Below are 24,620 nucleotides of genomic sequence, written 5' to 3'. Positions count from 1 at the left end.
GAATATATTATACCGTAATCGCAAGAAAAGGAAAAAGGTGAGAATTGACAAAAAAGATACCTGTAACTATAATAATTACATGTAATCAATTCAATTACAATACGGAGGTCTTTTATTATGAAAATTGGCATTATCGGTGCAAGTGGCAAAGCAGGTCAATTGATTTTAGAAGAAGCAGTAGCCAGAAAGCATGAAGTAACGGCAATCGTAAGAAATGCAGGAAAAATCAATAGTCAAGTAGCAGTTGTAGAAAAAAACATTTTCGATATACAATCTAATGACGTAAAAGAATACGATGTCATTGTGAATGCTTTTAAATCACCTCAAGGTCAAGAGCAACAACATGTGGAAGCAGGAAAAGTACTAATCGATGCGCTTAAGGGTCAGCACACGAGACTAATCGTTGTTAGTGGTGCAGGCAGTCTATATGTAGATGAAGAAACACGTTTATATGAAACAGCAGATTTTCCTAAAGCCTACTTACCAACGGCAACACAAATGGGGAAAGATTTAGCGCAACTACAAAACAGCCAAAACGTCACCTGGACATACATTAGCCCAGGTGCGTTCTTCGATGCAGATGGAAAACGAACTGGAAGCTATCAAAAAGGCAAAGACAAACTATTCGTCAACAATCAAGGAGATAGCTATATTAGCTATGCAGACTTTGCGATCGCTGTCCTTGATGAAGCTGAACAAGGCAAACATTTAAATGAACGCATTGCTGTCGTTGGCGACAGAGCATAAAGGTATCTGGAACAATTAATTTTTCCCCTTCTATTATAGATATAGAAGGGTTTTTATTTTCTAAGAGCAAATGGGGAAAACTTGAGAAAGTAATATCAACATAAGAGTGATGAACACCCGTTGGTAATTACGACAGATCTAGTGAAATATAGTTATGAGTTTTGTCGGGTGTATGCCCTTTCGCAGGTTCAGTATGACTAGTGGTGGGTATAAAAGCATCCATTGATTCCACAACTATTACGGAAACTTCCCACCAATATCATTGTTACCTTCAACGGGTAAGCATGCTTCAATATGATTTTTCTATTCTTGTTTTACTTACTGGCAGGATTCGACATGTTTCTACCGAATGTTTAACCTAGGTATTGAGACAAAGTGAGGAATGAGGAATCATGGAAATAATCATTCGAAAAGATACATTGCAACGCATACTAAAAGACGTGAGTAAGGCGCTAAAAAACAGCCAGTCTCCTATGAAAATAATCGTAGATCATCAGCAAGTGACATTTATTGCTGGGAATGAGGATGTGTTGATGGAAATAAGTATTTCCGCACAAATGGAAGATGGACTAACCATCAAGAGAACAGGATCAGTCATCATTTCCGCCAAATATTTTTTTGATATCATAAAGAAACTACCGTCAAACATACATATCTCCTTAAGTGAACAAGGTACGATCAACATTCAATCAGGAGAAATTCATACAAAAATATACTCATTAACAGATGTCCAGACATTGACGATCCCCGATGGATCAGTAGGAGCGAAACTGACTTTAGATGCAGTGCAACTTCTCACACTCATTAAACAAACGGTGTTTGCCGCAGCTGTCCAAGATAATCGTCCGGTCTTAACAGGTGTGCAAATTGTTGCTCGTAATGGTGAGCTTACCTTCATAAGTACCGATGCCCATCGTTATTCTATAAGTTCTGTGAACATCGAATCACCGTTAGAAATGGAGTTCATCGTTCCACACGACAGTCTACTTGAATGGTCGAAGCTTAATATACAAAAAGATGAGAAGGTGTCACTATGCTTATTAAACAGCTATCTCGTTTTAAAAAGGGATAAATGCCATTTTTATATTAGGCTGATTGAAGGCAGATATCCGGCAACCACTGATTTTATTCCGAAGCAAAACCTGACTTCGTTTTATGTCCATACGCCAACCTTTTTGCAAGGTGTTGAACGGGCAGCCCTTTTTTCAGATGCAAAGAAAAACCATCATATTAAATTGCGAATACAAGCAGGACGGTTGCAAATTTCGTCTCATGCTAAGCAGATCGGTATGATTGAAGAATGGCAGACGATTGAAAAATTAACGGGAGAAACTGAAGTAGAAGTATTTCTCGATAGTCACTTTTTATTAGATTATTTGCGTGTGGTCAAGGACGAGTATATTCGTTGTTTTTACAATGGATCGATGAAACCCGTTTTATTTGAATTGGTGAATGGATCGCGGTTTCAGCATCTGATCTCGCCAGTGAGGTCCTTTTAGATGATACAAATTGAACAGCTAAAAGAAGTAGTGAAAAAAGGACATTCCCTTCAAAGTAATGTATTCAAAGTCTTTGAAGTATCATTGTTTGTCTATATACAATCATAGTGTGAGGGTAGCACAAATGGCAGAGGAATTAGCAAGGAAATACAATGGTGAACCAGAAGCGGCTTATCAGGCAGGTTTACTACATGATATCAGTGGGATTATACCTAATCATCAGCGCATTGAGTTTGCTCGCTCTATAGGCATTCCTATCCTTCCTGAAGAATGCCTTTTCCCCATGATTATTCATCAAAAATTATCTAAATATATCGCTGACGAAGTGTTTATGGTGACTAATCCCAATGTATTAAGTGCGATTGAATGTCATACAACTCTGAAGTCAAGGGCAAGTTTGCTGGATTACCTTTTGTTTGTAGCAGACAAAATAGAATGGGATCAGAAGGGAGTGCCACCTTATATTAACAGTGTGTTCACTTCTTTCGACCAATCGCTAGAAAAGGCAGCGTTTGCTTATATTCACTACCTTATGTAACATAAAGACAAATTGAAGGTTGTGCATCCATGGTTAATCGCAGCATACGAAGAATTGAAAGAGAAGTAATAACTATTCACCCTTCAACAACCAAAACCCAATTAGAATGACTACAATGCCAAGGCCTGTCCGAAGTGTCGGTGTTTCTTTAAAAAAGAGATAGCCAATGACGAGGCTAACTAGAATCTCAATTCCTTTAGAGGCGATGAGGGAAAAGGTGAGATTATCGACATGTTTGGTTAAGAACTTTACACCATAGCCAATCATTAAACTGGCAGAAATAAATAAAGGAACAAGTTTAATATAGTACCAAAGTGTAGAAAGAAAAAAGGCATCGATGTGCTTCGTTTGATAAGCATAAATCCCGTTGATAATAAATAATCCACAAACCATCAATAGAATCGCTAAGAATATCATATGTTTTAGCTCCCTATATAAAAAGAATACTTTAGTTTGCTCGATTTTTATAAATTTATGTGTGTGAGTAAGGAGGAATGGCAATGCAGAAAGACAAAGTGAAATTACTCCTATTATTATTAGGAAGTGTGTTCATCATGGGTGCAGCAATGGTTATTATGCTCAAAGTATATAATCAACACGTCGAAAATGAACAGATTATTGAGCGATGTTATGAGGAATCAGGTGATCGAACATTGACGATAGAGAAGAATGGTGTATTTTCAAAAGTAACCTGCAAGTATCATTAGAGTAGGGATGGTGGAGACAATGTGGAAAAGAAAAATGCTCCAAACCAAAAGAGGCACGTTTGAGATCTTCCAAAAGGGAGTTGGAAAGCCTTTATGCGTAGCGCATCATTATGCCGTCTTTAACGAAACAGGGGACTATTTTGCTGATACATTCACTAATCGTTTTTGTGTAACGTTAGTAAACTTACGCGGGGTGGGAGAATCCGAGCAAGCACATGAACCATATGAATATAGTATGGTAGATAGCGTATTAGATATAGAAGCAATTAGAATAGCATTAGAATATGAAAAATGGATTTATGCCGGCCATTCAACAGGTGGAATGATTGGACTTCTTTATGCATTGCTTCATCAGCCTTCGTTAGAATCACTTGTTATTGTAGGGTCAGCAGCAAGAGATTACACGCAGTCCTCAGCATGCATCTATAATGAAAACCATCCAAAATTTGCTGTGATGCAACAGTATCAATTTGCATTAACTCAGCCAAATATAACTGCAACGAAAAAAGAAGAGTTAACAATGAAACGTACCCGGCTTTCTTTATTTGAACCAGAGAAATATACCCAATATTTCACAGATGGGATATCTAAAGGTATATCAGGAGAAAGGTTAAATTTTTTCAGTAGAGAAGCCGTTCTTTTTGATATAACAAGGAAATTAAAGCATATCAACATACCAACAAACATTTGTTGTGGACGTTATGATGTCCAGTGCCCGGTTGAGTATTCGAAGGAAATCCATCAAGAAATATCCCAATCACAGCTGTTCATTTTTGAAAAAAGCAATCATTATCCATTTTTAGAGGAGAAAGACTTATTCCAAAAAATAATCGAGCAAGCCTTGCACTAGTGACGATATATATCACTTTCTTCTGAAATATTCACACGAAAGCGAAAGAAAATGCCGCCAAGAAGGGTGATTACAACTACAGTCCAAGTAATTAAAAAGACGGTGCCAATTGTGGCAAAGTCAATTAGATAATCCGTTGTCCGAACTTGATACATAACAGAAAATAGTGGAAAAGAGACGGCACCGAAAAGTAAAATCAATAGACTTAATCGTGTCGCTGTTTTTCGATAGAGCTTAGAAAAGATCAGTAGAAAACTAACTAAAAGCAATACCAAAGTCATGATGCTAATAAACATAAAGATATTCAATTCGATTCACCTCTTTTAGAAATTGAAAGGGGGTGAATTGACATGGCCCCCCTCTTTTATTTATTTACCCTTGATTGTAAAAATAAACTTGTTTAATAAAGGCGCTTGAAACTATCGAAATGTTTGCTCCAATAAGGGTTATCTAAGCTGGTAATCATAACGCCACTTGATGAAGCGTGGATGAATTGATTATTACCGATATAAAACCCTAAGTGAGAAATACCCTTTTTATAAGTACCCTCAAAGAAAACAATATCACCCGGTACAGGGTCGTTCACATAATACGAACGACTAAAATAACCCTCGGCATTTGTTCTCGCAATATTTGATCCTGTTTGCTTCAGTACGTAATAGATAAATCCACTACAGTCAAACCCACTTGGCGTTGATCCGCCCCAAACATAGCGCGTATTTAAGTGCTTCTTCGCCTCACTAATGATGGCAGCAGCATTTCCAGAAATATTGTCATTTGTCGGATTTGTCGGCTTCTTCTCTGTATCCTTACCAGCATTGTTACTCGTTACATATAATTTCTTTCCGGCAAAAATCAAATCGCTACTTAGCTGATTCCATTTTTTTAAATTGCTAACAGTCGTGTTTGTCTTTTTAGCAATGCCACTTAGTGTGTCTCCAGGCTGAATAATATATGTATCCTTCTTGGAATTGGAATTCCCGCTACTACCATTTGAACCGCTTGATGGGGAAGAAGAATTTCCTGAATTACTAGAGGATGAACCATTCACTTTAAACACTTGTCCTGGGAAAATGAGATCGCCTTTTAAATTATTGAGATCCACTAATGCTTTGACAGTCATATTATGTTGGCGTGCAATTTTAGATAATGTATCTCCTGACACCACTTTATATGTACCTGAACTAGACTGATTAGAAGAACTATTCTCTTTTGCAGGTGTTGAATTTTCACTAGAAACAATGAGCTTTTGATTAATTTGTAAGAAGTCAGAGTGTAAATCATTCCATTTTTTAAGCTGAGAAACAGATGTATTATATTTCTTAGCTATATCCCATAATGTATCTCCTTGTTTTACAGTATGAGTTGAGTCAGCGGATGCTTGAGCGGCAAAAGCAGAGGAAACGACAGCAATCGTAGCCATCGACACCATATGTTTTTTCACGTCTAGTAATCTCTCCTTTACTCCAAGATTTCGTCAATTCTATCATAATATCGTCTATAGAATTATATTTTTTACAACCTTTTACAAAATAAGATGAAAAACTATCATTTTCGAGGACTTTCGACTTGGTTCTTGGTACATGCGACATAATATGACAACTTACGATAAAGTTCTTGTCGAGGAAAAATGTCGATTAACATCGAAAAAGCCGGCAAATGTCAAATGATGTGGAAAAATGGGGGTAAATTAGGCGGAAGGATATATTTAAATGTTTTCATACAAGATTATTTACAAAAACGGAAATTTTTTGATAATTTAATATTGATTTGCATTCGAGATTTTAGTATAATATTCCTAAGAAATACTAGGAGGATAGTTTGGTTTGGATGCAGAAAGCCCTATTAATCTACTAGATTTATTATTGAAGGCACACGAAAATGGAATGAGTCAAGGGGATGTAGATGTCGAGAAATATGTCGAACAATTGGCAATAGACCTTAAACACTTACTAAGCCCACATCGTTCCTTTTAAAAAGAAAAAAGCACCTTCTGGCGGGAAAGTGCTTTTGCTCAAACCTTATTAATGTTGGGTAGGTAGTGGTGCACCATGTTGAGTCGGTAGTGGTTCAGCACCGTGTTGAGTCGGTAGTGGTTCAGCACCATGTTGAGTTGGTAGTGGTTCAGCGCCGTGTTGAGTTGGTAGTGGTGAAGATCCATGTTGAGTTGGAAGCGGCTCAGCACCGTGCTGAGTAGGAAGTGGTTCAGCTCCATGTTGGGTCGGTAGCGGTTCAGCGCCAACAAATCCTCCGAAAGCAACTAGTGATAGGGCAACAACTGATGCAGAAACGAATTTTTTCATTTTCCTTTCTCCCTTCATTATAGAAATATCTTACAATACAAATATTAACACTTTTCTAATAACTTTTCTAGCTCTATTCCTACTAATTTGGCAAATTTTTCATCATTTTGTAGTAAAAAGATAGATTTTGCCCGATTAATATACTCCGTCCCTATATCTATCTCACCAATTTTGATGTAACTTTCGCCTGATTGATAGTAAAACTCTCCAAACAAATAGAGAATCTCATTATTAATGCAATAATTAATTCCTAAATTACTATATTTCAACGAAGACTCATAATTATTCCTTGCTGCTAATGTTTGCGATAGCCCATACAAAATCCGTAATTTTACTTTCGGATCCAATATATGAGGGAGCGAATCTAAATTATCTAACGCCTCTTCAAACATATTAGATGCAAATATGAAGTCCTTTTCTTCAAGCTTAATAATCGCTAAGCTCGTAAGAATTTCAATTTCGTTCTCTGTTAGTCTACTTCTATCAGGGTTCGTTAAATCGATCGCTTGATAAAGAAGTTTTACCGCATCGTCCACATTTTGATGTAAATAATACTCACAAATCCCCTCATGCCAAAGCATAAATTGCATAGAAATCCTCTGCTTAAACAAAGGGTTATCCCTTTCTTGTTCAATAATCTCATAAATCGCTTTATAATCACGTTCACGCTTATATTTTTTGATTAATAGAAAGACTGCCGTTACATAATTGAAGGTACTTGATGATGCATAGTCAATGAAATGGCTGACTTCTACATTTAACCGTTCAGCAAAATCATATAACTGATCTAATGTTGGATACTTCTTGCCTTTTTCATATTCGATGATTTCTTCTGACGAACAAATTCCTTGTGCTAAATCCTCAATTGATAGTTTTTTAAATTGACGAAGATCGCTGAGAATTTCTCCAAAACTTACTGGTGCAAGGCTCATAATCATACCTCCTTTTCCTTTTATAATAAGTAAATTTTGTATATTTATCAATCATTTTAAATATTCAGATATAGGTAAAAATCAGTGTTTTTACGTTTTTTTTCATTACGTATGAAATTAAATTGAGGTGGATAAACTGTTAGTCGGGTAAGAATACCAAAAAAAGGTCAATAAATCGACATTATTTCCTAGCTTTTTTTTGTTATAATACTTTCAGTAAGAAAATGGTGTAAAAAACCTATTGAACCATTATATCTTGCAAATATAAAAAGAATAGGTGAAGAAAATGGAAGAAAAGAATAACTATCGTGTATTGTTATATTACATGTACGTACCAATTGAAAACGGAGAAGAGTTCGCTATTGAACACAAAGCATTTTGTAACGAACTCGGATTAAAAGGCCGTATTTTAATTGCAGATGAAGGAATTAACGGTACTTGTTCAGGTACTGTAGAGCAAACCGACCGCTACATGGAGCATATGAAAGCAGACCCACGTTTTGCTGATATGATTTTCAAAATCGATGAAGCAGAGGAACATGCGTTTCCAAAAATGAAAGTACGTTATCGTCCTGAACTAGTTACCCTTCGTTTAGAAGATGATGTTAATCCAAATCAATTAACAGGTAAATATTTAAGCGCTCAAGAATTTTATGAAAGCTTAAATGATGAAAATACAGTTGTTTTAGACGCAAGAAATGATTATGAATATGACCTAGGTCACTTCCGTGGTGCCATTCGCCCAGATATCACAAACTTCCGTGATCTCCCTCAGTGGGTAAGAGACAATAAAGAAATGTTAGGCGAGAAGAAAATTGTCACATATTGTACTGGTGGTATTCGTTGTGAAAAATTCTCTGGCTGGTTACTTAAAGAAGGCTTTGAGGATGTTGGACAACTTCATGGTGGCATCGTCACATACGGAAAAGATCCAGAAGTTCAAGGCGAACTATGGGATGGTCAATTATATGTATTCGATGAAAGAATCGCAGTACCCGTCAACCGCAAAGAACATGTAGTTGTAGGGAAGGATTACTACTCTGGAGAGCCATGTGAACGTTACGTCAACTGTGCCAACCCAGAATGTAACAAAAAAATCCTTTGTTCTGAGGAAAACGAACACAAACATTTACGTAGCTGTTCCGAAGAATGTCGCTCACACCCACGCAACCGCTATATCGCAGAGCACGGGTTAACTGAAGAAGAAGTAAAAGAGAGATTATCTGTCTTAGCATAAATAATGGAACCCCCGCAGGCTTTGGCTTGTGGGGGTTTTTGTGTTTTGTTGATGAATTGGTGATGGTGTGAGGTGGAGCATGTGGAAATTATGTTGGGGAATGGTCGTGGTAATTATGTGGGGAAGCTTTGTCTATTTGAAAGTAAAGCACAGAGCATGTAGGGTGGGAAATAGGGAGGAGCGGGGGAATACTCGTATATAAAAAGGTTCGGAATGAGCTAGAGGTGTGGGCAAACAGGGGGATGCCCAAACAAGAAGGTTCGGAGTGGTCCAGATGTGTGGGCAACAAGGGGATGCCCGCACAAGCAGGTCCGAAATGACAAAGAAGAGTGATCAAACGCGGAATACCCGTACAAGAAGCTCCAGAATGTTTAAGAAGAGTGTGCAAACCCCGGAATGCCCACAAAAGAAGGTCTGGAAAGAGCCAGAAGAGTGGGCAAATATGGAATGCCCACACAAGCAGGTCTGGAATGATTAAGAAGAGTGTGCAAACCCCGAATGCCCACAAAAGAAGGTCTGGAAAGAGCCAGAAGAGTGGGCAAATGTGAAATGTCCGCACAAGCAGGTCTGGAATGATTAAGAAGAGTGTGCAAACCCCGGAATGCCCACACAAGCAGGTCCGAAATGACAAAGAAGAGTGATCAAACGCGGAATACCCCCACAAGAAGCTCCAGAATGTTTAAGAAGAGTGTGCAAACCCCGGAATGCCCGCACAAGCAGGTCCAGAATAATCCAGAAGAGTGTGCAAACGTGAAATACCCCCACAAGAAGCTCCAGAATGCCCAAGAAGAGTAATCAACCACGAAACACCCTCCCCACAAGAAGGTCCAAAAAAACCAAGAAGTGTGAGCAAAAATAAATCACCCCAAATAAGGGGTGAAAGTAAATCAATAGTAAACATCACTCATATTTTTTATTTAAACTCTATATAATGAATGGATTTTCCCACCCCTTTTCTTTCAAAGTGATTATGGAGTATTTTGATTATGGCATTTGGACTAACCTCCCCACCAATCCAGTCATAAATATTAGCTGTAGTTACCTTACGTTCCGGGAAGAGTGTCATATAATCTTTAATATTGCTTAAGACAATATCGTTGACTGTAGCAGAGTGATGACATTGCATGCAGGAGAATGTCCTTTTATGTTTCCTTTTCATTTTCCCGCCACATTGCCCGCAAAATAGCCCTTTAGTCATTTGATCATAGTGATACACAGGTTTATGGAGCAAGTGGAGATCGCTTTTGTGATGAGATAAGAAGGTATCAATGATTTTCGTGTGCATCCGTTGAGGTGCAAAGGTTTGTTGTTTGAGATTATCCATAAATTCGGGGATTTGTCCTGGGAAAATGACATGTTCATGGTGAGTGGCGCCGTAGAGGACAAAGGTAGGGTGGACAAAAATAAGGTAATAATCAAAGGGGATATGGAGTTGGTGCTTTTTTAAGAATTGATGTAATAAAGGTTCTGCACGTTTGATTTGATTGAGTGGATTCTTGATTTCTTTATTGGATGGACTATACCATTTTTCGTCATCTGCTGAGAAATTTCCTTGGAAGTTCTTAATTTCAAATAGGATTAATTTGTGTTGGAGGATACATAGTGCGTCGATTTGAATAGTGGATTGGCTGACTTCTAATAGGAGATCGTACAAAATCGGTATGTCATCAGGTAGTTCATTTAAATGAGAGGCCCAATCCTTCTCCCCGTTATAACCTTTTAGCAATGATTGTAGATAGTACTCGGACTCGGGAGGTAATTTGGTTCGCGCATATATGGCAAGATAATAACGGAGGGTTTTTGAAAACTCGAGTGGTTTATAAATAGTCAAAAACATCATCCTTTCTTTTCCAAAATTATAACCGATTAGCGTGCCACTGTCATTCTTTTTCACCAGTAATTCTATTCCTTCATATGTTATACAAGGACATGCGTAGATAGGAGTGAAAACGATGGTTTCGGTTTCAACTTTTGCAGAGCTACAGACGGCAATTAGTAATCAAGAGGATATTATTACGATTACGAATAGTTTTGATCTTGAAACAACTTTATCAATTAACTACACAGTGGAGATAATTGGGGAAAATACGTCTATCAGACTGACCAGACGAACAGGGTTTACAGGATACCTTTTTAATGTTGCTACAACTGGAAATCTACTTTTACAAAGTTTAATTATAGACGGTAACAAACAAAATACTGTAGCCTCTTCGATTGTTTTTTGTACAGGTACAGGTATCGTAACGGTTAACGATTCAACCATGCAAAATTCTTCTGTGCCAAGGGGTGGCGCTTTCTATCTAACTGGATCTGCTATTGGTAATTTAAACAATTCAATCATTTATAATTGTGATGCATCAGAGTTTGGTGGAGGTATATATATTGCTTCAAATGCACATGCGAATATCACCGATTCAATGTTAGTGCAGAATGTTTCTGCTAGCTTTGGTGGAGCAATTTTTGTGAACCAAGGCAGTGCCACCATTAATGGGTCAGTTATCTCCAATAATATCGCCACGGTTGGTGGGGGCGTTTATTTTAATACGGGTACAAGTTTCACTATTGCTGATACGGATATTATCGGGAATCAATCAATAGAACCAAATGATACGAGGGGGGCAGGAGGAGTCTTAATCAACCCAGACGTTATTGGAAGCTTCACGAGAGGTAGCGTCGCAAACAATACTGGCTTAAAAAATGGGGGCGGGTTGTATATTAATCAGCGATCTCAAATCGTCTTTAACGATGTTTTACTAACTGGAAATTCGACATCAGGTAATGGTGGAGCGCTTTTTGCTAACATTAATAGTGTAATTAATATAGTTAACTGTGAAGTGGCGGACAATATTGCCAATAATGGAGCAGGTTTATTTATCAATTCAAATGCAACCATTACTTTATCTCTTTGCCAAATTTTCTCCAATCAAGCCAACCTTAACGGTGGTGGGGTATACTTTAATAATGAAACAAGTACGATATTCGATGAATGCACGATATTCGAAAATATTGCTGCTAATGGTGGAGGCGTGTTTGTCAATTTAAATGCGCAGCTTCAAATTATTGAGAGTATCATAAGAAATAATCGGGTGACTGAAAGTGGCGGCGGTGTGTATGTTAATGATGTTACAGAGGTCGTTCTCACTAATATTCAAGTAACAGATAACTATGCTGGTGAAACAGGTGGAGGCATATTTACGAATACAAATAGTCAAACGAGTATAACGGAAACTTTAATTGAACGTAATGAAGCGGCCTTAGTTGGCGGAGGTATTTTTAATTCAGGCGAAATATCATTTGTAGGTAGTAATAGTGTCGGGGATATTGGTGTGAATACGGCTGAAACTGCACCAGGTATATATAATAGTGGCATTTTACTTATGCAAGATCAGCTTGGGGATGCGAATGGGCTTTACATTGTTGGTCGAAGTAACGTTGCCTACATTACCGCACCGCTTGTACAAGGGACTGTTGTTCAATTAGATTTAACCAATTATGTTACACCAAATGAAGCTGGTACACCAATCGTGGTTGCTGAATCGACCGCAACTTATCCGATCTTAGCACAATCAGATGCGGATAAATTTATTAAGCCGACGACAGAGTTTGAGGATTGGGTGATTCGTTTAAGCGACGACAATACGCAGGTCCTGTTGGTCAGATTACCTGATTATACGATTACTTATCAAAATATATTGAGTACGGAGAATCCAAATCCGCAAACGTATACAGCATCAGATCTGCCAATTATTTTAAATCCGCCAGGGCCAGTAAGTGGATACCAATTTGTGAATTGGTATAATACTGCTGGGCAGGTGGTAACGGTTATTCCAGCAGGAACAACAGGGGATCTTATTCTCTATGCAAGATGGGCTCCGGCATAATCCATCTGTTGTTCGATTGAAACAACATCGTGCCAGTGCTAAAATAAATAATCGCTAAAATGAGACGAAACAGGAGATAGAATACAAGATGTATCATGCAGAAACGTGGAATGAGAAAATTAAGCTATTTTTGCAAGTACTATGGCCGATTATGGTGACACAAATAGGGCTATATGCAATGAATTTAACGGATACGATGATGTCAGGCCGTGTTGGAACGGATGATTTGGCTGGAGTGGCAATTGGGTCCAATATATGGATGCCGGTATTTACAGGAATCAATGGGATTATGCTTGCTGTAACCCCAATTGTGTCGCATTTACTAGGGCAAGGCAAAAAGGAGAAAATATCCTATAGTGTGACACAGGCGTTATACTTAGCGGCTATCATTGCAGTTGTTATACTTTTAATCGGTATATTTTTCTTAGAGCCCATCTTAAGTTTAATGGGGTTGGCTCCAAATGTTGAATATATTGCTTTTCATTATTTACTTGGATTATCTATCGGGATTGTGCCGTTATTTTTATACAATGTGCTAAGGAATTTCTTTGATGCACAAGGCTTCACACAAATCACAATGATCATTACCATTTTAGCGGTACCCGTAAATATATTCTTGAACTACTGCTTAGTATTTGGCCACTTTGGTTTTCCAAGGCTCGGAGGAATTGGTGCGGGTTATACAACAGGCTTTACGTATTGGCTCATTCTAATCATTAGTCTATTGCTTAGTTTTAAAATCGAAAAGATTAGAAACTACCAAATTGGAAAAGTGTGGTTTAAACCATCAATAAAAGCGTGGAAGGAACAATTATCTATTGGCATTCCCATAGGATTAACCATTTTCTTCGAATCTAGTATTTTTGCAGTTGTGACCCTTTTAGTTGGTATGATGTTTTCAACGATTACAGTAGCAGCCAACCAAGTGGCGTTTAGTTTTACTTCCTTATTATTTATGATTCCCCTTAGTCTATCAATGGCGATGACAATTATGATTGGGTACTCGGTTGGAGGAAGACGCTTAGACAACGCAAAAAAATACAGTTTGCTTGGTGTTTTAGGTGGAATGGCATTTATGGGCTTTGCTTCAATCTTCTTGTTGTTCTTCAAAGAACAAATTGCCGCCATCTATACAAATGACCCAGAAGTGATTTTACTTGCGGCTAACTTTTTCGTTATTGCTATTTTTTATCAAATTTCAGATGCTGCCCAAGCGGGACTACAAGGTGTCTTACGTGGCTATAAAGATGTGAAAATACCATTTATCATCGCTTTTATTTCCTATTGGGTAATCGGCATTCCAGTTGGTTATAGTTTAGCTGCCTTTACGAAGCTTGAGGCATATGGTTTTTGGATCGGTATTTCCGTAGGGCTAACCGCAGCGGCTATCGGTTTCTTCATTCGTTTGAAAATTATTCATCATAAAGAAAAGGAAAAACAAGCAGTAGCACCCGAGCTGTTATAAAGGCTCGGTTTTTTTGTTCATAAAATGTTCCCATGAAACCATTGTTCTATATATGGTATGAAATGGGCCATAGTGTTAAAATGGTTGATGAGGGGGAGAGACATGAAAAAGATAGTCTATTTATTTGTGGCCATTACGGTTTTAGCCATTCTTAGTGCATGCAATAAAGAGGTTGATCCAGAACAACGGTTATCTCAATATATAGAATATTGGAATAAGGAAGAGTTCGCAAAAATGTATGGCATGCTCTCAAAAGAGGCAAAAGCATCCGTTAGTGAAGAAGACTTTGTCAATCGCTATGAAAAAATATATACAGACTTAGGCATTGCTAACTTAGACATTTCACATAAAAAATCTGAGAAAGAACTAGATACAGATCAACAATCATTACAACTACCATTTTCGGCAAAAATGGACAGTTTAGCAGGAGAGATTGCCTTTGATCATCAAGCAACATTAGTTAAAGAAGAGAGAGACGATGAGGAAAATTGGTATATTGAATGGGATACGACTTATATTTTCCCTGAACTTGGCCCAAATGACGAAATTACATACAACTCAGTGAAGGCAAAACGGGGAGAAATTGTCGATCGTTCAGGTGATCCACTTGCTTTCAATGGGACGATTTTAGAAATTGGCATCGTACCAGAACAAATGGACGCTGAAGATGAAACGGTTAAAGAAGTGGCAAAATTACTTGAGATCTCAGAGAACGCTGTTAAGGATAAATTAGGCGCGAGTTGGGTACAGGCGAATCAATTTGTGCCAATCAAGAAAATTGCTACGAATCAAGAAGAGCTATTAAGTAAATTGATGAGTATACCAGGTGTATTGAAAAAGGATATTGAAGGACGAGTATACCCTGGCGGCGAGGCGGCCTCACACTTAATTGGTAATGTTGCTCAAGTGACAGCTGAAGACTTGGAGGAACACGAAGGAAAAGGATATGGCAGTAATGATGTCATCGGCCGTCGCGGCTTAGAGAAAGTATATGAGGAAAAGCTGCGCGGTTCAAATGGTGTCTTAATTGGAATTAAGAAAGAGGACGGTTCAGAGGTAGTTGTGGCCGAAAAAGCAGTAGAACATGGTAGCAACGTTCAGTTAACTATTGACCTCACATTACAAGAGGATTTGTACAAAGAACTGGATCATAAGCCGGGCACTGCGGCTGCCATCGACCCTGTTACGGGTGAGACATTGGCACTTGTCTCTAGTCCAGGATTCGATCCAAATCAAGCAACTCTTGGATACTCTGCCTCTCAATTAGAAGAGCTAGAAGAGAGTGGTGATAATCCATTCTTGAATCGTTTTCAACACACGTATGCACCAGGTTCCGTGATTAAACCAATAACAGGTGCGCTTGCATTAAAAGAAGGAGCCATTAAACCAGAAGATACAATGGCAGTGAAGGGTTTGCAGTGGCCGGATGATAATCGCTGGGGTGATTACCGAATCACAAGGGTAAGTGACCCTGGAAAGCCAGTCAATTTCGATTTGGCGATGATGTATTCGGATAATATTTATTTTGCAAGGGCAGCATTAGAGCTAGGAAAAGACAAATTAACTGCTGGATTAAAAGAATTTGGCTTTGCTGAAGATATTCCCTTTGCCTATCCACTCGAATCTTCTACAATCGGCAAACTAGATAAAGAGACATTAATTGCCGATTCCGGTTATGGGCAAGGACATGTTGAAATGAGTATCCTTCACTTGGCTACCTCTTATACACCTTTTATCAATAATGGGTCAATGATTAAACCAATCTTGCTCATGGATGGGGAAGAAAAGAGCCAAGTATGGAAGGAAAATATAATTGATGAAGATACTGTTAAAATTGTATCTGAAGCGATGAGTAAAGTAGTGAACGAATCAGGCGGTACAGCACGTACGGCACGTATTGAAGGCTACCCGCTAGCAGGGAAAACGGGGACAGCGGAACTGAAACAGACCGCTGATGAAGAGGGCAAAGAAAACGGTTGGTTTGTTGCCTATAACCCAGAGGACCCTCAGCTACTTATCTCAATGATGGTTGAAGGCGTCGAAGAACAAGGCGGCAGCAAAATCGTCATTGAAAAAGTGAAAAATACATTTGAGAGAAACAAGGATCGTTTCTAATAAAGTAAAAGGTTTGAAGGTTGGAACGCTGGTTTCCAGCCTTTTTATCTTGTACGATGATTTCAAAACTAGTGTTAAGGACTGAGCGATCTCCTCAGGAAGTGCATCGTTTCAGTCACAATCGCGGTGCAAGGAATTCGCCCACCAATCTTCATTCACAACCTACCATCTCCCATAGTATCATCCCCCGATTTGGACAAACAATCAACCTACCAATATATTGCTTTCCTTCTAATTTTCATTAGCTTGAAAGGGGAGCTCTAGCAATAATGAAAGAATCTGTCCGATCTTGGCGAAATTTCGACAAAAACCCCTTTTTTCAAAGGATGTTGTCGAAAAATTTTATCGTAAATATCTATACAAGCCCATCCATTCGTTATATGATACATCTGTATTGATAGGGATATATTTCTAAAAATAGAGAGAATAGGGGAATTGGGAATGAAAAAATTTATCCATCTACTTTTATCCATGATGCTCGTTTTTTCTTTCATCCCTGCATCCGTCCTAGCGGAGACAGAGAGTACGGAGGAAACACCGACATCACCAGGAACAACTGATGTAGAACAACCATTAGAAATCCAATTACAAAATCCAGAATATTTAGACGGAAAAGTGCAACTGAAATGGCGAGTGAAATATGAAGAAGCTGCAAATGAAAATGCAGAATTGTTCACGCTCGTTAAAAATGGAGAACGTTCGGTTCTTGCCAGCGAACCAGAAATGAGTCAAGAACAACCTGGAGAAGATGGCGTTTATCGCATATATGAATTGAGTGATTCTGAGGTAAAACCTGGAGAGACAGTGACTTATGCGATTGCACAAGGTAAGGTGCAAAGTAATGAAACATCGATAACGGTAGAAGTGCCGGTTGAAGAAGAGGAAGCTAGTGAAGAGTCGGCAAAAGAAGAGGGAACCGTTGTTGAGGAAGAGGAACAAGTAGTTGATGAAGAAGCGGCAGCACAAGAGGAAACTGTCCCTACATTGAATATGACTGCTCATAAGATAACCGATACAACAGCTGACATCTCATGGAGTTTAGTGGATGTTGATGAATTTAAATTATACGTTGATAACAATTTAAAAGAAGTCGTTTCACCAAATAAAACAACTTATGCCTTAACGAAATTAACCCCTGCAACGACATATAAAGTGAAAGTAGAAGGCATTCAAAAAGGTAAAGTCGTTTCCTCAGCAGAGGTAGAAGTAACAACATCGGCAGCACCGACAGGAGAAGTTATTTCATTTGAAGACAAAGTTCTTGAGCAAGCAATTAAAGACGAATTAGGGTTAAAGCGCGATATCTATCAAGCTGATTTAAACGGATTAACCAGTCTATCAATCTCGAATTTATGGGTAACTTCCATTGAGGGATTACAATTTGCGACCAATTTAGAAACATTGCATCTCGGTTATAATGACATTGCTGATTTAACACCAATCAAAGCATTAACAAAGTTAAAAGACCTTGATGTCACAGGGTTAACTATTACAGATACAAGTATTTTTAGCACAAGTTTAGTAGAGTTAAATATTTCTCATACTTCACTAGCCAACCTGGATTTTCTTAAGAAATTAACGAATCTTCAAACAGTTTATGCCTATGGCTTACCTTGGATTGGTGAAAATGCTTCAGCGCAAGCTGTACTGAAAGATTTAACAGCAAAAGGCGTAGCTGTGTACAGCAATGAAGCAGATGATGTAAATATGATGTTAGAGCGTGGATTTGTCAATGAATCAAGTATTCAAGTGTACTGGAGTTTCTGGCCTGAAGCCAATATCAATTTGTACCCAGATCATTATATTGTTTCTATAGATGGGAAAGAAACGAAAGTATCTGACCTGGAAGAACATGTATTTAAAAATTTAAAGGCAGATACAACCTATCATATCGTTATTAAGGCTTATGAAGGTAAACAATTAATTGGTCGAGCAACGATGGATGTAAAAACGGCTCAATTACCTGAAGGAAAAAAAGTGTCGATTAAAGACAAAGGGTTAAGAGACATGATTAAGATGACTCTTGGCATTAGCCGTGACATTTATGAAAGTGATATGAAAAATTTAACTTCACTGTATGTTGATTATGAAGGCATTCGGAATTTAGCGGGGCTAGAACTGGCTACTAACCTTGAAGAGCTTTCTATAACAGGAAACCCAGTCAGCGATTTAACAGCGATTAAAGACTTAAGTAAATTATCAGTACTATATATTGATGACACGAAAGTGAAAGATTTAAAACCATTGTCGGGCTTAACAAACTTGAATATGCTTGTTGCGTCCTACAATACTGGACTCGATTTATCACCAATACAAGGTTTACCTAACTTACAATCGCTTACAGCAGATAGCAATGGATATAAGAAGCTCCCTGCTCTGCCAAGTAGTTTAATCGAATTATCACTCTTTGATAATGAACTCACGAGTCTTAAAGGAATTGAAAAAGCAGCCAACCTGCAATTTTTAATCGTATCGGAAAATCCAATTAGTGATTTCCAACCGCTAACGAAATTACAGTTATTATTTTTACTTGCAGATTATACAAATATGACGAATCTTGATTGGTTAAATTCTGAGAATGCCCATGTTTTACAAGGTCTCATTATTTCAGGTAATGCCATTACTGACATTACGCCACTAAAGAATGGTAATAATCTATTATTTTTAGCTATGGATGAAACAGCTATTACGGATATTTCGCCATTACTGGATTTACCTTACTTAGCTCTTGTCTCTTTCATTTCTGTCCCAACGCTTGACATTTCCGAAGGGTCGAAAGCGATGGAAGTGATTAAAGAATTAAGAATGCGCGGTGTGGAAGTTTTATATGAAGAAGAAATGGGGAACTTAAGTTTTACCTCTTTAACAACGACGCATGATTCAATTTATGCAGAATGGGAATATACCGGGGAAGAAGAAGTAGCAGATTATGAATTGTATATAGATGGGGAATTAGTAGATACCGTATCAGGAACAGAATCTAGTTACGTATTTACTGGACTTTCTCCGGGAACACCATATGAAGTGGCTATTGCTGCATTAAATGCAGACGGAGAAGAAATTGAAATCTATTTCGATTATGTATTCACGATTAGTGAAGACCTCTATTTCACAAAAGTAGAAGCAAAAGAAGATGCTATTGAAACAGAATGGGTATACGATGGTGAAGGTTCAGTCTATGAATATGAAATCTCTCTAAATGGCGAAGAGTATGAAATCGTAGATGCTGATACACTCTCACATATTTGGACAGAACTTGAGAAAGACACAACCTACACAATTGAATTGATGGCATATGACGAAGAATATGAAATCCTTGGTTATACTTATGCAGAAGCAACAACAACAGCAGTAGAAGACGGACCGGCCGAGGGCAACACTCCTCCGCCACCAACGAAAAAGCCAGACCCAGACAATGGCAACAAAAAACCAACTGATGGTAAAACACCAGCAGATGTCATCAAAGGGAAAAAGGAGCAAATGAAATCTAGCGCCAAACCAGAGGAGAAAACAGGTAAAGCCCTACCGAATACGTCAACCAACAGCTATAACTATTTAGTAATGGGCATGGCGATATTGCTTGCAGGAGCGATCATGTTATTCCTTGCAAGGAAAAAACAGCCGTCAGTGAAATGATGAACAAAGAGTGACACTAAAATGGTGTCACTCTTTATTAAGTTCCGGCGAACAATGTGAGGAAAATTAGTTTCTATTGTGTTTTTTTGCTCTAGCCTCTTTACAACCAAACACATGAGCATAAGTTATACCTATACCTTTGGGGAAAAGGTATGGGCAAAGCCAAAATGCGAACAACAGGTATGAAGATGTGCAAGTTACCTAGAAACAATTGGTTTGAATCGGATAGGAAATCATGGCGTGAATTTCCTTAAACTTCTTTCATGCCATAGAAATGTATAAATACTTAAAGAATAACCTCAAAGGGTCCGGTCGACTTTCATTACTTCTACCTGCTATTAGTGTCTTTTCTGTCATTCTTTTTATGGTAATATTTGGTTGAAAACTTCTCCGCCATTACCGTGAATTTTTATCACTTTAAGTCGATTTGTTTTCTTGATGAAGATAGTTTTATATTGTTTTTCACCATTTTGCTCAATAATAAACACGCGTTTACTTCCAGTATCTGATTCTTTTGTGAAGAGATAATCTTGATCACCGATTAGTTCTATAATTTTGCCGTATTCTGGTAATGAAGACAAATCCTTTTCGTTAGAAATCTTATCATTTGCTATGTTTTGTACAGGGACTGAAGGGTTACCTGATTTTGAGTTTGCCTCTTTTTCATCAGATGATTGAGACACTTCATGGGTCTTCTCTTTATTCATGTCCGATTCCTCAACGGAATTACTGTTACAAGCAGAGAGGAGCAGTATCCCAGTAATTAGTGCAAGTTGCCATTTATACATGATGCAATTTCATCTCCTGTAAATATAATTTTAATTAACCATAACAAATGCTCCGGTTAAATTCATCCAATAAAAGTCTCAATTCAAAAACAAACGATTGCACTAGATAAAAAAAGAAAGCTCATATTTAATTGCCTCTTTTAAAAAATGATGAGAAATGAGCCGTTTGGCCGTTTAATAAACACGGATTTTAACAGAAACTGGGGTTGAAAGGTATTAATATAAAAATATTCATAAAGTAATAGAATCTTAATAAAAAGAATCTACAATCAATCATAAAGTGGATTGTAAAGGGTGGGTATTTAATGGACAAAAAATCAATTCTCGTCATTGAAGACGAAGAAAAAATTGCAAGGTTATTAGAATTAGAGCTGGAATATGAAGGATATGAAGTGACAAAAGCACTTGATGGGTTAGAAGGATTCCATACTTATAAAAGAAAAATATGGGATCTCATATTATTAGATATTATGCTTCCGGGGATTAGCGGAATAGAGTTGTTAAGAAGAATTAGGACCAATGATAATCATACACCTGTTATTCTTTTAACTGCGAAAAGCTCAGTTGAGGACAAAGTCTCTGGATTAGATTTAGGTGCAAATGACTATATAACAAAGCCTTTTCAAATAGAAGAGTTGCTAGCCAGAGTCCGTGTGGCATTTAGAAATAAGGTCACTGAGGAAGTAGCAAATGAAGATGATGTGCTAACGATTGCTAATTTAAAAGTGAATGAGAAAACAAGGGAAGTTTTTCGTGGAGATACATCCATTGAATTGACACCAAGGGAGTTTGATTTGCTCGTTTATTTATTGGAAAATAAGCGACAAGTACTGAATCGTGATCAAATCGTTGAAGCAGTCTGGGGATATGATTTTATTGGCGATACAAATGTTGTTGATGTTTATATTAGATATATACGGAAGAAAATTGACGTAGAGAATCTGCCTGCGCTTATCCATACGGTACGAGGCGTGGGATATGTTATAAGGGAGATGAAATGAAGTTAAAAAACAAAATTAATCTGTATACTTCTATTTTGTTTATCATATTACTTATCGTCATGAATATCTCGATTTATTTGTTGTTTAGCAATATGATGATGAATAGTGAACTTGACCGTGGGAAGCTTGAATTGGAAAGAAATTCTGCAGAAATCGATCAGTCACTTGCCACAGTACCAATGGACACATTACTTCGGGCTTATATTCCTATCGATGGTATGGTTCGTATTGTTTATGAGGATAACCAAAAGGCAGCTAGTACATTTGTGGATCCCTCTTTTAATAAAGAGGCGCATAACATAGAGAAATCATTCAGTCCGTCATTAAATATCGAGATTAAAGAAGGTGAAACCTCATATACCTTTGGTTCGATTCCGGTTATTTTAAGCAATGGTGAAGTGGCTAACCTACAAATCGCTAAAAGCATTGTAAGAACGACAGAAAATTTAAAAGTATTACGGTTGGTTTTAATCATTGTAACCTTAGTTGCGATGATTCCAGTTATTATTTCTAGTAGGTTATTAGGCAACCTTATTATTGCGCCGATTACTTCAATGATTAAGACAATGAGTGAAATTAGAGAAAGTGGGAAATTTAAACGTCTGCCATTAAATAACAATTCCAATGACGAATTGCATGAAATGGGTACGACTTTTAATCATATGATTGATTTACTCGAAGTCAACTTTGATAAGCAAAAACAATTTGCTTCAAGTGCTTCCCATGAACTAAAAACACCACTAACTGTAATTGAAAGCTATACCAGTCTTTTAAAAAGACGAGGATTGCATGATGAGGAACTTTTTAAAGAATCAATTGAAGCGATTCATTCTGAAGCCATTAGAATGAAAAATTTGACAGAACAACTATTACTCCTAGCACAACATAATCAACAATGGAATATAGAAACAACCAAAATTAGCCTAAGCGACTTTTTGGTAGATTCAGCAAAAGCTTTCCAGAACGGCTACAATCGAAGGATTATTTTTGAAAGTGAAATTGATAGCAATGCGTCCATTTACTCAGATGAACAAAAGTTAAAGCAATTACTTTTTATATTCCTTGATAACGCAAGAAAGTATAGTAATGATGAAATTACAATCACTTTGAGTGAGAAGAGTAACGAAGAAATACTTATTCATGTTTCTGACCGTGGAATAGGTATAGATGAGAATGAGCTTCCCAAAATATTTGAACGTTTTTACCGTATTGATAAAGCAAGGTCCAGAAAAACAGGAGGAGTCGGACTTGGACTTTCTTTAGCGAAGGAAATTGCCGAGGCTTTAGCCATTGAGATAAAATTACAGAGTGTTGAAAACTTAGGAACAACAGTTACCATGGTGTTTAATAACGAACATAGGAAAACAAAAATTAATTAATCGATCAGTGCTTTCTCATTTTCTTTTAATTTTTATATTAGATAATAAAGGAAATGGATATAGAATGGAGGATAATAATGAGAAGAAAAGGGTTATGGATTACTCTTGGGTTAGTTGTCATTGCTACCTTTATTATTATTGTTACATGGCAAGGAGTAACTACTTCTGCGAAAACAATTACTAAAGAAGATGCCCTTGCCTTAATTGAGGAAAGGTATAAAGGCAGCAAAGTAACAAATATCGAATTACAACAAAGTGCTTATCACATAAAAATGACGAGAGAAAGCGGAATATATGAAGTTTCTTTAAATGCAGAAAATGGAGATATAATATCTTTAAAGAAACTTGGAGATAACTCAAGTGGCGGTGATGATCGTAATAAAACGATAAAGAATGAAAAGGAAATAGAAAGTATCTTATTACTGTCAAGCGATGATATTTTATCTATTAGTAAAAAAAACGAAAATCAGAAAGATGTTTATGTAGCTAAAGTTCTGGAGAATAAAGAGGAGTATATTGTTAAAGTAGATGCAGAAACAGGTTCAATTGTTTCAAAAGATAAAGCTGAAAAACCTAAAGAAGAAAACCCGGAAGAAGGCAAACAAAAAGAAGAAGATCCTCCAGTGGCTATTTCTAAAGATGAAGCAATTAAAATCGCGTTGAAACATGTAAAAGGGACAGTCGATGATGACATCGAAATCGAAAATATTGGTGGCCAAACTTATTATCTCATTGAAATTGAAACGGATGATGATAATGAGGCAACCGTACAAGTTCATACTTTAACTGGAAAACCTACTATTTCATTTGATGATTAATCTTATTTCTCAGCAAATCCTAATGTTACTCACCTAATGCCTTAATCTTACACGATTATATTATAAGTAATCAGAAGATTAAAGGAGGATATTAAACATGAAAAATAAAATTTTTGTTGGTTTAATCATAACAGGTGTAATTATGGGTGGAGCCGTTGCTGTTGGGGCTACAAATAATAATGAAACGATTGCTACTCCTATCAATGCAGAGTTAGATAAAAACGTATCTCAGGTCGGAGTAGAGAATGTTGTTGCAACCAGTAAACAAGATGATGGAGAGAATCAATATGACGATAGGGGTAGAGATGATGACAATAACGATGATCAACAGGACGTAAAAGTAGATGCCTCTTCAGGTGATTCTATCCAAAGGGATCAAGGTAATGAAGATGGTGATATCGAAAGAGATAGAGACGACGCTAACGATGATGATAAGCAATTAATCAAGCAACGGATCATACAAGAAAAAGATGCGATAGCAATTGCAGAAAAGGCTTCTAACGGTAAAGTGAATGAAATTGAACTGGATGAAGAAGATGGACTCATTGTTTATGAAATTGAAGCTGATTCTAAAAAAGGCGAAGTGGAAATAGAGATGAATGCAAAAACTGGAGAGATAATAAAAAAAGAGTTGGATTAATGAGGCCTGGCATGTATTTGGTGAGAACCATTTACATGCCTTTTTTATTACGGTTGATTATTTGGGTTCATTCTTATTGATTTC

Annotated in this window: 22 protein-coding genes; 15 read left to right on the top strand and 7 right to left on the bottom strand. The window is 37.4% G+C overall.

The genetic code is table 11. The features are described 5' to 3' along the window. Positions 1-117: 117 nt before the first annotated feature. The 3 genes from MHH73_RS20585 to MHH73_RS20575 all read left to right on the top strand — a co-directional run bounded on the left by MHH73_RS20585 (position 118) and on the right by MHH73_RS20575 (position 2,784). Positions 118-747 carry an NAD(P)-dependent oxidoreductase gene (locus MHH73_RS20585; RefSeq protein ID WP_191816106.1) on the top strand — a complete coding sequence of 210 codons (630 nt, stop codon included), beginning with the start codon at positions 118-120 and terminating at the stop codon, positions 745-747. A gap of 392 nt (positions 748-1,139) precedes the next feature. After that, entirely contained in the window at positions 1,140-2,246 is a 1,107-nt protein-coding gene (gene dnaN, locus MHH73_RS20580) for a DNA polymerase III subunit beta (protein WP_191816104.1), read from the top strand. A 124-nt stretch (positions 2,247-2,370) separates the two neighbouring features. Beyond that, positions 2,371-2,784, top strand: a complete 414-nt coding sequence (locus tag MHH73_RS20575) for an HD domain-containing protein (protein ID WP_341069144.1) — start codon at positions 2,371-2,373, stop codon at positions 2,782-2,784. Between the two features lie 72 nt (positions 2,785-2,856). Here MHH73_RS20575 and MHH73_RS20570 read toward each other — a convergent pair whose 3' ends face one another. Further along, on the bottom strand, positions 2,857-3,201 hold the full coding sequence (locus MHH73_RS20570) for a hypothetical protein (protein ID WP_191816100.1): 345 nt from the start codon (positions 3,199-3,201) through the stop codon (positions 2,857-2,859). Between the two features lie 83 nt (positions 3,202-3,284). Here MHH73_RS20570 and MHH73_RS20565 point away from each other — a divergent pair, with 83 nt between their 5' ends. Together MHH73_RS20565 and MHH73_RS20560 are read left to right on the top strand one after the other, a co-directional pair. Continuing rightward, the gene (locus tag MHH73_RS20565; RefSeq protein WP_191816098.1) at positions 3,285-3,491 is read left to right on the top strand and encodes a hypothetical protein; all 207 of its coding nucleotides are present in this window, start codon (positions 3,285-3,287) and stop codon (positions 3,489-3,491) included. Positions 3,492-3,510: 19 nt separating this feature from the next. Beyond that, positions 3,511-4,341 (top strand): alpha/beta fold hydrolase, encoded by an 831-nt coding sequence (locus MHH73_RS20560; RefSeq protein WP_191816095.1) that lies wholly within the window; start codon positions 3,511-3,513, stop codon positions 4,339-4,341. On the opposite strand, the gene MHH73_RS20555 is transcribed toward MHH73_RS20560, so the two are convergent. Beyond that, entirely contained in the window at positions 4,338-4,649 is a 312-nt protein-coding gene (locus tag MHH73_RS20555; RefSeq protein ID WP_191816093.1) for a hypothetical protein, read from the bottom strand. The two genes, MHH73_RS20560 and MHH73_RS20555, sit on opposite strands and share 4 nt — an antisense overlap. A 92-nt stretch (positions 4,650-4,741) precedes the next feature. After that, positions 4,742-5,785 carry a C40 family peptidase gene (locus tag MHH73_RS20550; RefSeq protein ID WP_191816091.1) on the bottom strand — a complete coding sequence of 348 codons (1,044 nt, stop codon included), beginning with the start codon at positions 5,783-5,785 and terminating at the stop codon, positions 4,742-4,744. A gap of 382 nt (positions 5,786-6,167) precedes the next feature. Here MHH73_RS20550 and MHH73_RS20545 point away from each other — a divergent pair, with 382 nt between their 5' ends. Further along, positions 6,168-6,317, top strand: a complete 150-nt coding sequence (locus tag MHH73_RS20545; protein WP_191816089.1) for a hypothetical protein — start codon at positions 6,168-6,170, stop codon at positions 6,315-6,317. Positions 6,318-6,365: 48 nt separating this feature from the next. On the opposite strand, the gene MHH73_RS20540 is transcribed toward MHH73_RS20545, so the two are convergent. Together MHH73_RS20540 and MHH73_RS20535 are read right to left on the bottom strand one after the other, a co-directional pair. After that, positions 6,366-6,644, bottom strand: coding sequence for a hypothetical protein (locus tag MHH73_RS20540; protein ID WP_191816087.1), 279 nt, complete (start codon positions 6,642-6,644; stop codon positions 6,366-6,368). A 44-nt stretch (positions 6,645-6,688) separates the two neighbouring features. Next, positions 6,689-7,576 (bottom strand): helix-turn-helix domain-containing protein, encoded by an 888-nt coding sequence (locus MHH73_RS20535; RefSeq protein ID WP_191816085.1) that lies wholly within the window; start codon positions 7,574-7,576, stop codon positions 6,689-6,691. Between the two features lie 286 nt (positions 7,577-7,862). Between MHH73_RS20535 and trhO the strand changes: the two genes are divergently transcribed. Next, a complete protein-coding gene (gene trhO, locus MHH73_RS20530; protein WP_191816082.1) occupies positions 7,863-8,813 on the top strand; it encodes an oxygen-dependent tRNA uridine(34) hydroxylase TrhO in 951 nt (316 codons plus the stop codon). A gap of 913 nt (positions 8,814-9,726) precedes the next feature. Here the strand turns inward: trhO and MHH73_RS20525 are convergent. Next, entirely contained in the window at positions 9,727-10,644 is a 918-nt protein-coding gene (locus MHH73_RS20525) for a nuclease-related domain-containing protein (RefSeq protein ID WP_191816080.1), read from the bottom strand. A 121-nt stretch (positions 10,645-10,765) separates the two neighbouring features. On the opposite strand from MHH73_RS20525, the gene MHH73_RS20520 reads away from it, so the two are divergent. The 4 genes from MHH73_RS20520 to MHH73_RS20505 all read left to right on the top strand — a co-directional run bounded on the left by MHH73_RS20520 (position 10,766) and on the right by MHH73_RS20505 (position 19,910). After that, the gene (locus MHH73_RS20520) at positions 10,766-12,694 is read left to right on the top strand and encodes an InlB B-repeat-containing protein (RefSeq protein ID WP_191816078.1); all 1,929 of its coding nucleotides are present in this window, start codon (positions 10,766-10,768) and stop codon (positions 12,692-12,694) included. Between the two features lie 88 nt (positions 12,695-12,782). Then, positions 12,783-14,159 (top strand): MATE family efflux transporter, encoded by a 1,377-nt coding sequence (locus tag MHH73_RS20515; protein ID WP_191816076.1) that lies wholly within the window; start codon positions 12,783-12,785, stop codon positions 14,157-14,159. A gap of 102 nt (positions 14,160-14,261) precedes the next feature. Beyond that, a complete protein-coding gene (locus MHH73_RS20510) occupies positions 14,262-16,274 on the top strand; it encodes a penicillin-binding transpeptidase domain-containing protein (RefSeq protein WP_191816074.1) in 2,013 nt (670 codons plus the stop codon). A 441-nt stretch (positions 16,275-16,715) separates the two neighbouring features. Continuing rightward, positions 16,716-19,910 carry a fibronectin type III domain-containing protein gene (locus tag MHH73_RS20505; RefSeq protein WP_341069125.1) on the top strand — a complete coding sequence of 1,065 codons (3,195 nt, stop codon included), beginning with the start codon at positions 16,716-16,718 and terminating at the stop codon, positions 19,908-19,910. 362 nt (positions 19,911-20,272) lie between these two features. On the opposite strand, the gene MHH73_RS20500 is transcribed toward MHH73_RS20505, so the two are convergent. Then, positions 20,273-20,698: a hypothetical protein gene (locus MHH73_RS20500; RefSeq protein ID WP_341069122.1), complete on the bottom strand. Its 426-nt coding sequence runs from the start codon at positions 20,696-20,698 to the stop codon at positions 20,273-20,275. A 305-nt stretch (positions 20,699-21,003) separates the two neighbouring features. Between MHH73_RS20500 and MHH73_RS20495 the strand changes: the two genes are divergently transcribed. The 4 genes from MHH73_RS20495 (at position 21,004) to MHH73_RS20480 (ending at position 24,536) form a co-directional block, all read left to right on the top strand. Then, positions 21,004-21,699: a response regulator transcription factor gene (locus MHH73_RS20495; RefSeq protein ID WP_341069119.1), complete on the top strand. Its 696-nt coding sequence runs from the start codon at positions 21,004-21,006 to the stop codon at positions 21,697-21,699. Continuing rightward, the gene (locus tag MHH73_RS20490; protein ID WP_341069116.1) at positions 21,696-23,078 is read left to right on the top strand and encodes a sensor histidine kinase; all 1,383 of its coding nucleotides are present in this window, start codon (positions 21,696-21,698) and stop codon (positions 23,076-23,078) included. The genes MHH73_RS20495 and MHH73_RS20490 overlap by 4 nt, the downstream gene beginning before the upstream one ends. Before the next feature lie 77 nt (positions 23,079-23,155). After that, complete coding sequence (locus MHH73_RS20485) at positions 23,156-23,896, top strand: PepSY domain-containing protein (RefSeq protein ID WP_341069113.1); 741 nt, start codon at positions 23,156-23,158, stop codon at positions 23,894-23,896. Between the two features lie 97 nt (positions 23,897-23,993). Beyond that, on the top strand, positions 23,994-24,536 hold the full coding sequence (locus tag MHH73_RS20480) for a PepSY domain-containing protein (protein ID WP_341069110.1): 543 nt from the start codon (positions 23,994-23,996) through the stop codon (positions 24,534-24,536). Positions 24,537-24,620: the final 84 nt, after the last annotated feature.

The sequence above is a fragment of the Cytobacillus sp. FSL K6-0265 genome, from assembly GCF_038003465.1.
GTDB lineage: Bacteria > Bacillota > Bacilli > Bacillales > Cytobacillaceae > Cytobacillus > Cytobacillus stercorigallinarum.
This window is presented reverse-complemented; position numbering and strand designations above follow the sequence as displayed.